The organism is Aquamicrobium sp. NLF2-7 (assembly GCF_022359935.1).
GTDB lineage: Bacteria > Pseudomonadota > Alphaproteobacteria > Rhizobiales > Rhizobiaceae > Mesorhizobium > Mesorhizobium lusatiense.
In genome coordinates this window covers 2,331,643-2,346,812 of record NZ_JAKSED010000001.1, presented here as the reverse complement: position 1 = coordinate 2,346,812, position 15,170 = coordinate 2,331,643, and the positions used below count along the sequence as shown (strand labels likewise).

The following is a 15,170-nucleotide window of genomic DNA, read 5'->3' as shown; positions in this document are numbered from 1 at the left end:
AACTTTTCGAACATGGTTTCGCAGGATGAAGATCCGCAGCCCGTTCGGCAGGAACAGCGCGCGCCCGCATATCAGCAGGCCGCCCCGCAGCCGCAGGCGCCGCGCATGACCAGTCTGCACGGCACCGGCACCAGCTACGTTCAGGCGCGCGGCAACGGAGAGGTGTTCCCGACCTTCGGCGCAGCCGATGGCGAATTCGCCCGCCCCACCTATCAGAACTATTTCTTCCTCGCCCCAAATGTGCGCTTCACCCGCACGCCGGATCGTGAAATCCGGAAGATTCGCGATGACGAGGACCGCACGTACCCTGAAGCCCCCACGGCGGAGGCCCGGCAGGCCGCACCCGTCGCGGCAGCACGTGCGCCGGAGCCCCGGCCCGCACCGCAACCTTCCGCTGCGACACCTGCCGTGAACACCCGTCAGGCCGTGGCCGCCGGTCGGATCGTCGAGCCGATTCCGGACATGGCCCCGGCGCCGCAAACGGTCGCGGTGGAGCCGCAGACGCGGACTGAGCCGGAACCCACGCAGGCCAGTGTCTGGACCCATCTGTCTGACCACGCCTTCTTCGAGTTCGCAGCCGAATTCCCCGCGGGCGAAAGCACCGGCGGCACGGCAAGACCCCACGCGGCCGCACCGGCCGCGGCATCCGCTGCCCCGTTCACGCCGATGGCGCGCAGACAGCAGCCCGAACGGGCCCACATCACCGCTTCCGCGCTGCGCAATGCCGACATCACGACGCTTTATCGGGTGATCGAATGTGCGGTGACGGCCAACACGTTCAATGTTCAGTTCCAGCCGGCCGAAGCACCGGTGGAACAGGTTGCGACCCCTGCCCCGGTGGCTGTGTCCGCCGAACCCACTGCCGCGGCTCCCGCCACTGTGGAAGCGGCACCCGCATCTCCGGCCGAAGCAGCGTCGGAGCCCGCCGCGACGGCTGCCCCGCAGCCCGCAGCACCGGTGCCGGAAGCGCCGGCCCGCACACCGCGCTCGGTCGAGATCACCATGCCGGCCCCGCGCGCGCCGACGCTGCCGATGGCCGGGCGCGTGGCGCAGGCGATATCCGGCGATGTCTATGAGTTCCCTTCCGAGGATCTGCTGCAGGAAGCACCCGAGGGTCAGGGCTTCTACATGTCGCAGGAGCGTCTGGAGCAGAATGCCGATCTTCTCGAAAGCGTGCTGGAGGATTTCGGCGTGCGCGGCGAGATCATCCATGTCCGCCCCGGCCCGGTCGTCACGCTTTATGAGTTCGAACCTGCGCCGGGCGTGAAATCCTCCCGGGTGATCAATCTCGCCGAGGATATCGCGCGTTCGATGTCGGCCATTTCTGCGCGCGTCGCCGTGGTTCCCGGCCGCAACGTGATCGGCATCGAGCTGCCCAACGAAACCCGCGAGACGGTCTATTTCCGCGAAATGATCGAATCGGAAAGCTTTCGCGAGAGCAGCGCCAGGCTGGCGGTCTGCCTCGGCAAGACCATCGGCGGCGAACCGGTGATCGCCGAGCTTGCCAAGATGCCGCATCTGCTGGTCGCCGGCACCACCGGCTCGGGCAAGTCGGTGGCCATCAACACCATGATCCTGTCGCTGCTCTACCGGCTGAAGCCGGAGGAATGCCGTCTCATCATGGTCGATCCCAAGATGCTGGAACTGTCGGTCTATGATGGCATCCCGCATCTGCTGACCCCGGTCGTGACCGATCCGAAGAAGGCGGTTACGGCGCTGAAATGGGCCGTGCGCGAGATGGAAGACCGCTATCGCAAGATGGCGAAGCTCGGCGTGCGCAACATCGACGGCTACAACCAGCGTGCTGCCGCTGCCCGTGACAAGGGCGAAAGCGTGGTCATGCAGGTGCAGACCGGTTTCGAGAAGGGCACAGGCGAGCCGACCTTCGAGGAGCAGGAGATCGACCTGTCGCCAATGCCCTACATCGTCGTCATCGTCGACGAGATGGCAGACCTGATGATGGTCGCCGGCAAGGAGATCGAAGGCGCGATCCAGCGCCTCGCCCAGATGGCGCGCGCCGCCGGCATCCACCTGATCATGGCCACCCAGCGCCCCTCGGTGGACGTCATCACCGGCACCATCAAGGCGAACTTCCCGACCCGCATCTCCTTCCAGGTCACCTCGAAGATCGACAGCCGCACCATTCTCGGCGAACAGGGCGCGGAGCAGCTGCTCGGACAGGGCGACATGCTGCACATGGCCGGCGGCGGGCGCATCGCGCGCGTGCACGGCCCCTTCGTCTCCGACGACGAGGTGGAGCAGGTCGTGGCGCATCTGAAGACGCAGGGCCGTCCGGAATATCTGGAGACGGTGACCGCCGACGAAGACGAGGAAGAGCCCGAGGTCGATGAGGGCGCCGTCTTCGACAAGAGCGCCATGGGTGCGGAAGATGGCGACAGCCTGTTCGAAGAGGCGGTGAAGGTGGTGATGCGCGACAAGAAGTGCTCCACCTCCTATATCCAGCGCCGCCTCGGCGTCGGCTACAACCGCGCCGCCTCGCTGGTCGAACGCATGGAAAAGGAAGGGCTTGTCGGTGCGCCGAACCATGTCGGCAAGCGCGAGATCCTGATGGGCAAGCGTGACCATGCCGATCAGGGCGGCTTCGACTGATCCGCAACACGCTGCGAGAAACAGTTCGGCCGGCAGCGTTTCACCGCTGCCGGCCGAATTGCTTTCAGAGCATTTTGCAGTCGGACGGAAGCGTCTGACGTCGCACAAATGCGGCGGGAGAAAACAAGCTGGAGCAGCGGGGTTGCGTTCGTCAGAACGCCCGCTGCTCTAGCGGGCCGCGAGGATCATGTCGGACGCCTTTTCGGCGATCATCACCGTTGGCGCATGGGTGTTGCCGGAAACGATGGTGGGCATGATCGAGGCATCCACGACGCGCAGCCGTTCCAGCCCCCGCACCTTCAGCTGTGGATCGACCACGGCGTCGTCATCGCTGCCCATGCGCGCCGTGCCGACCGGATGGAAGATGGTGGTGGCGATGTCGCCAGCGGCGCGCCACAATTCCTCCGGCGTCGAGATATGCGCGCCGGGCTTGAACTCCTGCGGCCGGAATTCGCTCATGCGTTTCGTCGCCATCAGCCTTCGCGCCTGCTGCACGCATTGCACCGCCACTTCGCGGTCGCCATCGGTGGACAGATAGTTCGGCGCGATCCGCGGCGGCTGGCGCGGATCGGCGGAACTGATGCGCACATGGCCGCGTGATTCCGGGCGCAGATTGCACACCGAAACGGTGACCGCCGGGAAATCGTGCAACGGCTCGCCGAAGGTTTCCAGCGACAGCGGCTGGATGTGGAATTCGATGTTGGGCGTGTCGAAGCGCGGATCGGAGCGCATGAAGATGCCGTACTGGCTGGGGGCCATCGCCATTGGCCCCGAGCGCTTCAGCGCATATTCCAGCGCGATGCCGGCCTTGCCCCACAGGCTCGCCTGCCGTTCGTTCAGCGTGCGCGCGCCCTCGATGCGGAAGGCCGTGCGGATTTGCAGATGGTCCTGCAGATTTTCGCCGACGCCCGCCATCTCGTGACACACCTCGATGCCGTTGGCCTTCAGCAGCCCCGCCGGGCCGACGCCGGACAGTTGCAGAAGCTGCGGCGAGTTGATCGCGCCCGCCGACAGAAGCAGCTCGCGCCCGATGCGGGCGCTGCAAAGCCGCCCGTCGCGCCCCCGATAGAGGAGCGCCGTTGCCTTCTTGCCATCGAAGAGGATGCGCTCGGCGGCTGCATGGGTGACGATGCGCAGATTGGGCCGCTTGCGGATGGGTTTCAGGAAGGCGCGGGCGGCACTGAAGCGCACGCCGTTCTTCTGGTTGACCTCGAAATAGCCGGCGCCTTCATTGTCGCCGGCATTGAAATCGTCGCTTGCCGGAATACCGAGTTCGGCGGCGGCTTCAGTCACCGCATCGAGGATCGGCCAGCTCAGACGCTGGCGCTCGACGCGCAACGGCCCGCCACGGCCGTGGCTTGCATTGTCGTGGAGATAGTGATCCTCCGAGCGGCGAAACAGCGGCAGCACATCGTCCCAGCCCCAGCCGGAATTGCCCATCTGGCGCCAGCGGTCGTAGTCGCGCGCCTGCCCGCGCATGTAGATCATGCCGTTGATGGATGAACAGCCGCCCAGAACCTTGCCGCGCGGGTAGAGCAGCGAGCGGCCATTGAGGCCTGCCTCTTCCGCCGTGCGATAGCACCAGTCGGTGCGCGGATTGCCGATGCAGTAGAGATAGCCCACCGGGATATGCACCCAATGGTAATTGTCGCTGCCGCCGGCCTCCAGCAGCAGCACCCGGTTTTTCGGATCCGCGCTCAGCCGGTTGGCGAGCACGCAGCCGGCCGAGCCGGCGCCGACCACGATGTAATCCCATTCTCCCTGGTCGGCAGCATCGAGGCCGCCCGGCATGCGATCTGTTCCCATGCCGAATTCTTGGTCGAGAACCGATCATCGCGCAAGCCGAAGCGCAATGGAATTCAGCCGCTGGCCTACAACGGGCACCGTCTTCCGGCACCTTCATTTCTGTCCGGAGAGCAGCTTCCATATTATTTTACTTTTGGATGGTAAAATTACCATAAGGTAAGTAAACTGCGCTGAATGGCCGAAACGAGCGCGGAATTCCAGCGATCAGAAAGACCGCTCACGGCTCATATTCCACGATGCGGAATTAAATTCCGCAATATTGACGAAAAGCCGGTTCGTTTCTATAGAACCGTCTGAAGCCACAGGGAGAAGGCGAACAGCCATGGATAATCCGGTCAGTTTCGAGCGCCGCGCGCGCGTCGGCATCATCACCATCGACAGCCCGCCCGTGAACGCGCTTGGACATGCGGTGCGCGTGGGACTGGTCGCCGCGCTGGAAGAAGCCGAACGCGACCCGCAGGTCGAAGCCATCGTGCTCAACTCGGCCGGACGCATCTTCACTGCCGGGGCCGACATCCGCGAGTTCGGCAAGCCTTCGCAGACGCCGACCCTTCCCGAGGTGATCGCCGCTTTCGACCGGAGCGCGAAGCCGGTCGTGGCCGCGCTGCACGGAACGGCCTTCGGCGGCGGGCTGGAACTGCCCATGGGGTGCCACTATCGCGTGGCGCTTGCCGGCACCAAAATCGGCCTGCCCGAAGTCAAGCTCGGCCTGCTGCCGGGCGCAGGCGGCACGCAGCGCCTGCCGCGTCTGACCGGCGCGGAGCGGGCGCTGGACATGATCGTCACCGGCAATCCGGTGGAAGCGGCAGAAGCTCTTGAGCTTGGCATCGTCGATGCGGTCTATCCGGGCGGCACCGCTCTGGATGCAGCGCTCGATTTCATCGAAAAGACCGGCGTGGACAAGCTGACCGCCACGCCGGTCAGCAGCCGCACCGACAGGATCGCCAACACCGATCCGGCCGTGTTTGCCGCCGCCCGCGCAAAGCTTGCGAAGGAAAAGCCCAACCTGTTCTCGCCGCAGCGCTGCGTCGATGCCGTCGAGGCAGCCGTGCAGCTTCCCTTCACCGAGGGCCTCGCCCGCGAACGCGCCCTGTTTCAGGAATGCATGGCCTCGCCGCAACGCGCCGGCCTCATCCACGCCTTCTTCGGCGAGCGCGAAGTGGCCAAGATCCCCTCGCTGCCGGCCGGCACGCCGCTGCGCAAGGTGGAAAAGGTCGGCGTCATCGGCGCCGGCACCATGGGCAGCGGCATCGCCATGTGCTTCGCCAGCGCCGGCATTCCCGTCACGCTGGTCGATGCCAAGCCGGAAGCGCTTCAGGCCGGCCTTGCTAATGTGCGCCGCACCTATGAGGGCAACGCCAAAAAGGGCCGCATCAGTGCCGAAGAGGCGGAGCGCCGCATTGCACTGGTGCAGCCGGCGGAATCGGTCGATGCGCTGTCAGACGCGGATCTGGTGATCGAGGCCGTGTTCGAGGATATGGAGCTGAAGAAGAAAATCTTCGCCGCGCTCGACAGGGTCTGCAAGCAGGGAGCGATCCTGGCCACCAACACCTCGACGCTCGACGTCGACGCCATCGCCGAAGCCACCTCGCGTCCGCAGGACGTGTGCGGCATGCACTTCTTCAGCCCGGCCAACATCATGCGCCTTCTGGAGAACGTGCGCGGCGAAAAGACCAGCGACGACGTGATCGCCACGATCATGGACGTGGCCCGCCGCATCGGCAAGGTCGGCGTTCTGGTCGGCGTCTGCTACGGCTTCGTCGGCAACCGCATGCTGCACCAGCGCGGCCGCGAGGCGATGGCGCTGGTCGAGGAAGGTGCGGCACCCGAGCAGGTCGATGCCGTGCTCAAGGGCTTCGGCTTCCCCATGGGCCATTTCGCCATGAGCGATCTTGCCGGTGTCGATGTCGGCTGGCGCATAAGGCAGGAGCGCCGCAAGGCCGGCGCACCGGACGCCATCGCCCCCAACTGGCTGGACCGCATCGCCGAACTCGGCCGCTATGGCCAGAAGACCGGAGCCGGCATCTACCGCTACGAGCAGGGCGACCGCACGCCGCGCCCCGACCCTCAAGTGGCGAAGATATTGGAAGACTACCGCCGCGAAGCCGGCATTGCGCCGCGCCCGATCGACGATCAGGAAATTCTCGAACGCTGCCTCTACGCCATGGTCAACGAGGGGGCACGCATCCTTGAGGAAGGCGTCGCCCTGCGGGCGGTCGACATCGACGTCATCTGGCTGCACGGCTACGGCTTCCCGGCCTATCGCGGCGGACCGATGTTCTGGGCCGATCAGGTGGGTCTCGGCAAGATCCACGACACGCTTGTGGCGCTGCATGAGAAGACCGGCGAGCCGCACTGGAAGCCTTCGCCCCTGCTGGAGCGGCTTGCCAAGGCCGGCCAGACCTTCGCCTCGCTGTAACCCTCGCCGGAGCCGCATATCATGACCGAAGCCGTCATCGTTTCCACCGCCCGCACCCCGCTCGCCAAGTCGTTCCGGGGCGCGTTCAACAACACCCACAGCCTCGAACTGGGCGCGCATGTCGTCAGCAATGCCGTGGCCCGCGCCGGCATCGACAAGGATGAGGTCGAGGACCTCGTTCTCGGCGCCACCTTCCATGAGGGGCCGCAGGGCAAGAACATGGCGCGCCTGTGCGCCCTGCGCGCCGGGCTGCCCGATACCGTTGCCGGGCTCAGCATCAACCGGTTCTGCTCGTCGGGCCTGCAGGCCATCGCCATCGCCGCCCAGCGCATCATCGTCGACAAGGTGCCGGTGATGGTCGCCGGCGGCCTGGACTCGATCAGCCTCATCCAGAATGATGTCAACAAGCATCTCGGCATCGAACCGTGGCTCGGCGAACACCGGCCGGACGTCTATCTGCCGATGATCGAGACCGCCGACATCGTGGCCGAGCGCTATGGCGTGAGCCGGCAGGCGCAGGACGAATACGCCCTCGTCAGCCAGCAGCGCACGGCAGCCGCGCAGCAGGCCGGGCGCTTCGACGACGAGATCGTGCCGCTCGCCACCACCAAACTGGTGTTCGACAAGGCGAGCGGGACGACGTCGCAGCAGGAAGTCATGCTCCATCAGGACGAGTGCAACCGGCCCGACACGACCATCGAGGGTCTCGCAAAGCTGGAGCCGGTGCGAGGGCCCGAAAAATTCGTCACCGCCGGCAATGCCAGCCAGCTGTCCGATGGTGCCTCGGCCTGCGTGGTGATGGACGCGAAGCTTGCCGAGAAGCGCGGCCTGCAGCCGCTCGGCATCTTCCGCGGCTTCGCCGTCGCCGGCTGCAAGCCGGATGAAATGGGCATCGGCCCCGTCTATGCGGTCCCCCGCCTTCTGGAGCGCAACGGCCTGACGATCGACGACATCGACCTGTGGGAACTGAACGAAGCCTTCGCCAGCCAGGTCGTCTACTGCCGCGATACGCTCGGCATTCCGATGGAAAAGCTCAACGTCAATGGCGGCTCCATCGCCATCGGCCATCCCTACGGCGCCACCGGCTCGCGTCAGGTCGGCCATGTGCTGATCGAGGGCAGGCGGCGCAAGGCCCGCTATGCGGTCGTCACCATGTGCGTGGGTGGCGGCATGGGCGCGGCCGGCCTGTTCGAAGTCGCATGACAGCCGGCTAATCATGTGGGCAGGCTTACGGCCTGCCCCTTCTTCCCAAGCGACGATCCGGAACCCGAACTCGCGCCAAGGTGCGCCAGCGAGACCCTTCATGGCCCTTCAGGAAAATGCGCTGGCCGTCATGGCCGATGAACTCGAATTCCTGCTGTTCGATCTGCTCGACGTGCAGAAGCTGACGGAACGGCCGCGCTTTGCCGACCATTCGCGCGAAACCTTCGCTGCCGTGCTGCGCACCGCGCGGGATGTGGCCGGCCAGCACTTCGCCCCTCATGCCCGCAAGAGCGACGAGAACGAGCCGCGTTTCGAGAACGGCAAGGCGGTGGTGATCCCGGAAGTGAAGGAGGCGCTGCGCCATTTCGCCGAAGCCGGCTTTTCCGCCGCGACCGCCGATTACGAGGACGGCGGCATGCAATTGCCGTTCGCGGTGCATATGGGCGCCGGGGCGCTGTTCGCCGCCTCCAACATCGCCACCAAGAGCTACACCTCGCTGACGGCGGCAGCCGCCAACATCATCGCTTCCTTTGGCACGCCCGATCAGAAGCGGCTGTTCGAGCGGCCAATGCGCGAGGGCCGCTATTTCGGCACCATGGTGCTGACCGAGCCGCAGGCCGGCTCCTCGCTGGCCGATGTGCGCACCACGGCGACGCCGGCCGGTGACGGCACCTACCGGATCAGCGGCAACAAGATCTTCATCTCCGGCGGCGACCACGAGATGGGCGAGAACATCGTCCATCTGGTGCTGGCGCGCCTTCCCGATGCGCCCGCCGGCGTGCGTGGCATCTCGCTGTTCATCGTGCCGAAGACTCTGGTCAATCAGGACGGCACGCCGGGCGAACGCAACGATGTTGCGCTGGCCGGGCTGATCCACAAGATGGGCTGGCGCGGCACCACTTCGGCGATGCTGAACTTCGGCGAGAAGGGCGGAGCGACCGGCTATCTCGTCGGCGAGCCCAATCGCGGCCTCGTCTACATGTTCCACATGATGAACGAGGCCCGCATCAACGTCGGCAGCGGCGCGGCCGCTCTCGGCTATGCCGCCTACCGCCATGCGCTGGATTATGCGCGCGAACGCCGGCAGGGACGGCCGGTCGAGGCGAAGGACGCAACCCAGCCGCAGGTGCCGATCATCGCGCATGCCGACATACGCCGCATGCTGCTGGCCCAGAAGGCCTATGCCGAAGGTGCTGTAGCGCTTTGCATGTTTGCAGCGACGCTGATCGACGACAAGCACACGGCAACCTCGGAAGCTGCACGAAAGGACGCCGACGACCTGCTCGAAATCCTGACCCCGATCGTCAAGAGCTGGCCAAGCCAATGGTCGCAGGAAACCATCTCGCTGGCGATACAGGTGCATGGCGGCTACGGCTACACCCGCGAATATCCGGTCGAGCAGCTTTACCGGGAGAACCGACTCAACGCCATCCACGAAGGCACGCACGGCATTCAGGGCTTGGACCTGCTCGGGCGCAAGGTCGTGATGAATGACGGCCGGTCCTTCGAGCTTCTGTGCGCGCGCATTTCCGCAAGCGCCAACCGCGCCATTGGCACCCCGTCACTGGCGGAGGAAGGCCGGGCGCTGGTGGAGGCACTGGCGCGCGTGCGCGCCGTAACCGCGCAGCTCACCCGGCAGATGGCCGATGGCAGGCGTGCCGAAGTGCTCGCCAATGCCTCGGTCTATCTGGAGGCGCTGGGCCATGTGGTTGTCGCATGGATCTGGCTCGATCAGGCGCTCTGTGCCCGGAAGCTTCTGGATGCGGGCGATCCCCGGCAGGCGGCTCTCAACGGCAAGCTGCATGCCTGCCGGTACTTCATGCGATGGGAATTGCCGCGCATCGGCCCGCAGCTCGACAGGCTCGAAGCGGGTGACGACACATGGTCGGCCATGCCCGACGACTGGTTCCACTGACCCCGAAAACGCTTCTCACGGGAGACCCCGATGGCTCTGGACAACGAAACACTCGACCAGCTGCTCGAAACGATCAGGCGCTTCGTGCGCGAGCGGCTGGTGCCGCTCGAACATCAGGTGGCCGAGAATGATGCCATTCCCGCCGAAATCGTCAGCGCGATGCGCGAGATGGGCCTGTTCGGCCTGTCGATCCCGGAAGAGCATGGCGGCCTCGGGCTGACCATGGAAGAGGAGGTGCGCGTCGCCTTCGAACTCGGTCGCACTTCGCCGGCGTTCCGTTCGCTGATCGGTACCAACAACGGCATCGGCTCGCAGGGCATCGTCATCGACGGCACCGGAGAGCAGAAGCGCAAATATCTGCCGCGGCTGGCAAGCGGGGAACTGGTCGGCTCCTTCGCACTCACGGAACCGGAGGCCGGCTCCGACGCGGGCTCTCTGCGCACCTCGGCGCGTCGTGACGGCGACTTCTATGTGCTGAACGGCACCAAGCGCTTCATCACCAATGCGCCGGTGGCCGGGCTGTTCACGGTCTTTGCCCGCACCGATCCCGCCAGCACGGATGCGCGCGGCGTCAGCGCCTTTCTCGTCGAGGCCGGAACGCCCGGCCTGTCCTTCGGCCCGCCCGACCGCAAGATGGGCCAGAAGGGCGCACATACCTGCGACGTCATCTTCGAGGATTGCCGCATTCCGGCCGACGCCATTCTGGGCGGCAGGGAAGGACAGGGCTTCAAGACCGCCATGAAAGTGCTCGACCGCGGGCGCCTGCACATCTCGGCGGTCTGCGTGGGGGCCTCCAAACGCCTTATCGACGACAGCCTGCGCTATGCGGCCGAGCGGCGCCAGTTCGGCAAGCCGATCGCTGAATTCCAGCTCGTGCAGGCGATGCTTGCCGACAGCCGGGCCGAATCCTACGCCGCCGAGTGCATGGTGATGGAAACGGCGCGCCGAAAGGATGCCGGGCAGGACGTCTCCACCGATGCGGCCTGCTGCAAGATGTTTGCCTCGGAAATGGTGGGTCGCGTGGCCGACCGCGCCGTGCAGGTGCATGGCGGCGCCGGCTATATTGCGGACTACGGCATCGAGCGCTTCTATCGCGACGTGCGCCTGTTCCGCATCTATGAGGGCACGACGCAGATCCAGCAGATCGTCATCGCCCGCAACATGGTTCGTGAACTGACGCAATAATTCAGCGGGCAGGCGCAAAGGGAAAGGGCAGGAGATGAACTCCTGCCCTTTCTTTTGGCACTGCAACCCGGATTATTTGCCGGCTATCATGTCGGCAGCGGTTCTGGCCAGAACCTTGCGGCGGCCGGCAACGGAGATGGCATTGGCCGAGCTGGCATTGCCCTGCAGCGCGCGTGCATAGACACCCTGCAGAATGGCGATCAGGCGAAACAGCGAAAAGACGAGGTAGAAGGTCCAGTCGTCGATGGCGCTTCGCCCTGTCGCCACGCCATACGTAGCCAGCAGTTCCTCCTCATGGGGAATGCCAAGCACCTTCAGGTCCAGTCCGAGCAGACCCTTGGCATTTTCTCCATCGGCCGGCAGGTGATAAGGCAGGCAGCAATAGGCAAGATCGCCAAGCGGATCGCCAAGCGTCGAAAGCTCCCAGTCGAGCACGGCGCGCACAACCGGCTCCTGCCGGTCGAACACCAGATTGCCCAGCCGGAAGTCGCCGTGGGCCAGCGTGGTTCTCGCCTCCGCCGGCAGGTTCTTTTCCAGCCAGGCGATGATGTCCTCGACCAGCGGATCGGCATCATCGCTGGCGGAATCGCGATATTGTTTCGACCACCTGTCGAGCTGGCGCACGATGTAATTGCCCGGCCGGCCGAAATCGGCCAGCCCCGCGGCCGCCCAGTCGACATTGTGAAGAGCGGCCATTGTGGAAATCATCGCCTGATAGCAGGCGGTGCGCTCATGTGGTGCACTGTCGGGCATATGCGGCATGTCGAAGACACGACCCTCGACATAGTCCATCAGGTAGAAGGGCGTGCCGATGACCCCTTCATCCTCACACAGCAGGAAACTGCGCGGCACCGGCACAGCCGAGCCTTGCAGGGCGCTGATGACGCGGTACTCGCGCTCCACCTGATGCGCCGATTTCAACAGCGTGCCGGACGGCTTCTTGCGCAGCACCATGCGCCAGCTCTCGCCTTCCAGCAGAAAGGTCGGGTTGGACTGGCCACCCTGAAATTGCCGAACACGGAACGGGCCGGAGGCTTCAGGGAGGTTTGCGGCAAGATAGTCCTGCAGCGCAGCCTCGTCGAAGCGATGAGAGGGCAGTGGATCAACAAGCAATGACATGGTCAGGACGCCATTTCGCCGCCATCAGCCACCAGAACCTGCCCCGTGACATAGGATGACAGGTCGGAGGCGAGGAACAGAGCGACGCCGGCTATTTCTTCCGGGCGGCCGATGCGGCGCAGCGGCGTGCGGCTCTCGACCCGCGCCAGCCGCTCCGGATCCTCGATCAGCGCCTTGGCGAAATCGGTGGCGATCAGCCCCGGCGCGATGGCGTTGACGCGGACATTCGACGGCCCCCATTCCAGCGCCAGATTGCGCGCCAGTGCTGCCTCCGCCGCCTTGGACATGCCGTAGCAGCCGATAGTGGTGGTGCCACGCAGACCGGCAATGCTCGACAGCAGGATGACAGATCCGCCGCCGCGCTGCGCCATCTGCGGGATGACCATATTGCACAGCCAGAACGTGCCCTTCACATTGGCATCCATAATCTTGTCGAAAGCCTCATCGGTCAGCTCCGCCATGGTGCCGTAGACGGGATTGACCGCTGCATTGCAGACGAGAATGTCGATCGGTCCGAAATGCGCCTCGGTTGCGTCTACCAGACCCTGCAGATCCTCCTTGCGTCCGATATGACACGCATGGGCAAACGCCTTATGGCCATCAGCACGCAGCGCAGCCGCCACCTCCTCGCATGCATCGGCCTTGCGGCTGGAGACCACAACGGAAGCTCCAGCCTTCGCATACGCCTCTGCGATCGCCTTGCCAATGCCACGGCTCGACCCCGTGATGACGGCAACTTTCCCATTCAGATCAATCATGATGTTCCTGCATCGTTGGGGTGTGCTTTATCCATCGGCGCTCGGCGCGCCGCTTCAACCCGGATAAAAATCAGTGTCTTACTTAGCCGGCGTTTTATTTTCAGATTTTCCGGAAGACGATTTCCGTCCCGCCGGCGGAGCAGTGTCGGCCTTATCCGGCTTTTGCTGCGCAGCGCCTTCATCCCCCATGGAAGCGGCAAAGCCGTCGATCAGCCTGTGGCGGTCACGCTCGAATGCGCCCTGCAATTCCCTGACCTGCTCGTTCAGCGCATCCAGGCGGGCAGCCGTCTCGGCCATGGCGTCGGTGGTTTCCGCATATCGGGGCCAGGCACCCACGCGCCTGCTGCCGTCATCGATGAAACCGCGTTCCAGAATCTCGCAGACCGCTCCGGTGATTTCGTCCTTCGGGAACGGGGCGAACTTTATCCAGTGATGGACGTAGTTGCACATGCCGAACAGCGACAGCACCATGAGGCGCGTCGGCATCGGCTTGAACAGGCCGGACGCCTGACCTTCGCGCACCACAGCCTCGAATTTCTTTTCAAAGGCCCGCTTGCGGCGCAGCGTTGCCTCGTAGCTGGCGGCAGGCAGCGCATTCTGCTGGAAGTGGATCAGCGACCACATATCGGCCTGCTCGATCATCAGCCCGATATAACTGGAAACCATGCGACGCAGCCGCTCGTCGGGCGAGAAGGGCTCATCCGCGATCGGCAGCACCTCGGCCTCGGCCTTCGTGAGCATCCGGTCGTAGATCTCGACCAGTATGTCCTCCTTGCTGCGGACATAGTGATAGAGCGCAGCCTTCTGGATGCCGAGCCGCTCGCCGATATCGTCGAGCGAAGCCCCGTGATAGCCCTTGGACGAAAAAAGCTCGGCAGAGACAGTGAGGATCTGCTCCCATCGTTCCTCAGCCCTGAGGCGACGCCTTGGCTTTGGAGTCGGCTGCTCTGCCTTCCCGGCGTTTGTGGCCATGTTCCTGGTTCCCGACCTTCCGGCAGCCCCTCAGCGGGGCTGCTTCTTCCTGTGAACCGGCACAGTATCCACAGTGAAAGACTATGAACAGAACCGGCCGGTTTTTATGGGCACTTTCCCCATCGAAGGAAAGGCTCAGCGGGCAGCGTAACGCGACGGACGGCGCTCCGCCCAGGCCTTGGCACCCTCCGTCGAATCCTCGGTCAGATGGATGAGCTTGTTCAGCTCACGATAGATGCGCAGACCATCGTTGAGAGGCAGTTCGCGACCGCGCAGAACGATCTCCTTGGTCATGCGCACCGCCAGCGGCCCGTTGCGGCAGATCTCGTCGGCCAGATCGTCGACCGTCTTCTGAAGATCGGCGACCGGAACCACCCGGTTGACGATGCCAAGCCGATAGGCCTCCTGCGCATCGAAGCGGCGGCCCGTCATCAGCAGCTCCATCACCGCTCCAAGCGGCGCCGAGCGTGGCATCACCAGCGCGCCGAAGCCATGCAGCACGCTCCATTTCACCTCCGGCGCGGCAAACATTGCATTGTCGGCGGCGATGCGGATGTCGCAGCTCATCGCCAGCTCCATGCCGCCGGCGAGACAGAAGCCATGCACAGCGGCGATCACCGGCTTGGACACCTGCAGCCCCATGTCGAAGCGGTCTGCCTTGAACGGCTTCCATTCAAATGGACCCGTCGTCAGCGAGCCATGCAGGAGCTCAAGATCCGCACCCGCTGAGAACGCGCGATCGCCCGCGCCGCGCACCACGATCACCCAGATGTCGTCGTCCGCATCATATTCCTGCAAGCCGGCCGAAATCTCCTGATACATCTTGCGGGGCATGGCGTTCAGCTTGTCCGGCCGGTTGAGAGTCACATAGCCGACGCGGTCGCGCCGCTCCATCGTGATGTAGGTCTTGTCCGACATGGTCTTTCTGTCTCCGTTGGTCTGATGCCTGAGAACGCCCGCCCGCTGCCCGGGTCGCGAAGCGTCTCAAATTCTGGAAAATCACTGGAGCTATATGAAAAGCCTCTGCGCACGGAGCGCCTGGCCCCCCCACTCCTCCCGGTTAATTATTCACCTCATTAACTTACCGAATGGTAGAATAAACAAAAGCCTCAATCAACCAGCTTTTTGATAAAACCCAAATTTAAAGGATTTTTTCCGTATTCAGAGTTCTCGCAAGAGTTCT

The 15,170-nt window shown here is 64.4% G+C and carries 10 protein-coding genes; 5 read left to right on the top strand and 5 right to left on the bottom strand.

Annotated elements, in window-relative coordinates; all coding sequences use genetic code 11:
- The first annotated feature begins 105 nt into the window (after positions 1 to 105).
- Positions 106 to 2,610, top strand: coding sequence for a DNA translocase FtsK (locus tag MIC97_RS11590; protein ID WP_239800147.1), 2,505 nt, complete (start codon positions 106 to 108; stop codon positions 2,608 to 2,610).
- 168 nt (positions 2,611 to 2,778) lie between these two features.
- On the opposite strand, the gene MIC97_RS11585 is transcribed toward MIC97_RS11590, so the two are convergent.
- The gene (locus MIC97_RS11585; protein ID WP_239800146.1) at positions 2,779 to 4,416 is read right to left on the bottom strand and encodes a GMC family oxidoreductase N-terminal domain-containing protein; all 1,638 of its coding nucleotides are present in this window, start codon (positions 4,414 to 4,416) and stop codon (positions 2,779 to 2,781) included.
- 322 nt (positions 4,417 to 4,738) lie between these two features.
- Here MIC97_RS11585 and MIC97_RS11580 point away from each other — a divergent pair, with 322 nt between their 5' ends.
- The 4 genes from MIC97_RS11580 (at position 4,739) to MIC97_RS11565 (ending at position 11,138) form a co-directional block, all read left to right on the top strand.
- Positions 4,739 to 6,835, top strand: a complete 2,097-nt coding sequence (locus MIC97_RS11580) for a 3-hydroxyacyl-CoA dehydrogenase NAD-binding domain-containing protein (RefSeq protein WP_239800145.1) — start codon at positions 4,739 to 4,741, stop codon at positions 6,833 to 6,835.
- 21 nt (positions 6,836 to 6,856) lie between these two features.
- The gene (locus tag MIC97_RS11575; RefSeq protein ID WP_239800144.1) at positions 6,857 to 8,038 is read left to right on the top strand and encodes an acetyl-CoA C-acyltransferase; all 1,182 of its coding nucleotides are present in this window, start codon (positions 6,857 to 6,859) and stop codon (positions 8,036 to 8,038) included.
- A 100-nt stretch (positions 8,039 to 8,138) separates the two neighbouring features.
- On the top strand, positions 8,139 to 9,953 hold the full coding sequence (locus MIC97_RS11570) for an acyl-CoA dehydrogenase (protein WP_239800143.1): 1,815 nt from the start codon (positions 8,139 to 8,141) through the stop codon (positions 9,951 to 9,953).
- A 30-nt stretch (positions 9,954 to 9,983) separates the two neighbouring features.
- Positions 9,984 to 11,138 (top strand): acyl-CoA dehydrogenase family protein, encoded by a 1,155-nt coding sequence (locus MIC97_RS11565; RefSeq protein WP_239800142.1) that lies wholly within the window; start codon positions 9,984 to 9,986, stop codon positions 11,136 to 11,138.
- A 72-nt stretch (positions 11,139 to 11,210) separates the two neighbouring features.
- Here MIC97_RS11565 and MIC97_RS11560 read toward each other — a convergent pair whose 3' ends face one another.
- The 4 genes from MIC97_RS11560 to MIC97_RS11545 all read right to left on the bottom strand — a co-directional run bounded on the left by MIC97_RS11560 (position 11,211) and on the right by MIC97_RS11545 (position 14,905).
- On the bottom strand, positions 11,211 to 12,257 hold the full coding sequence (locus MIC97_RS11560) for a phosphotransferase (RefSeq protein WP_239800141.1): 1,047 nt from the start codon (positions 12,255 to 12,257) through the stop codon (positions 11,211 to 11,213).
- Between the two features lie 2 nt (positions 12,258 to 12,259).
- Positions 12,260 to 13,015 (bottom strand): SDR family oxidoreductase, encoded by a 756-nt coding sequence (locus MIC97_RS11555; protein ID WP_239800140.1) that lies wholly within the window; start codon positions 13,013 to 13,015, stop codon positions 12,260 to 12,262.
- Between the two features lie 78 nt (positions 13,016 to 13,093).
- Positions 13,094 to 13,987 (bottom strand): TetR/AcrR family transcriptional regulator, encoded by an 894-nt coding sequence (locus tag MIC97_RS11550; protein ID WP_239800139.1) that lies wholly within the window; start codon positions 13,985 to 13,987, stop codon positions 13,094 to 13,096.
- 135 nt (positions 13,988 to 14,122) lie between these two features.
- Positions 14,123 to 14,905, bottom strand: a complete 783-nt coding sequence (locus tag MIC97_RS11545) for an enoyl-CoA hydratase-related protein (protein ID WP_239800138.1) — start codon at positions 14,903 to 14,905, stop codon at positions 14,123 to 14,125.
- Positions 14,906 to 15,170 lie beyond the last annotated feature (265 nt).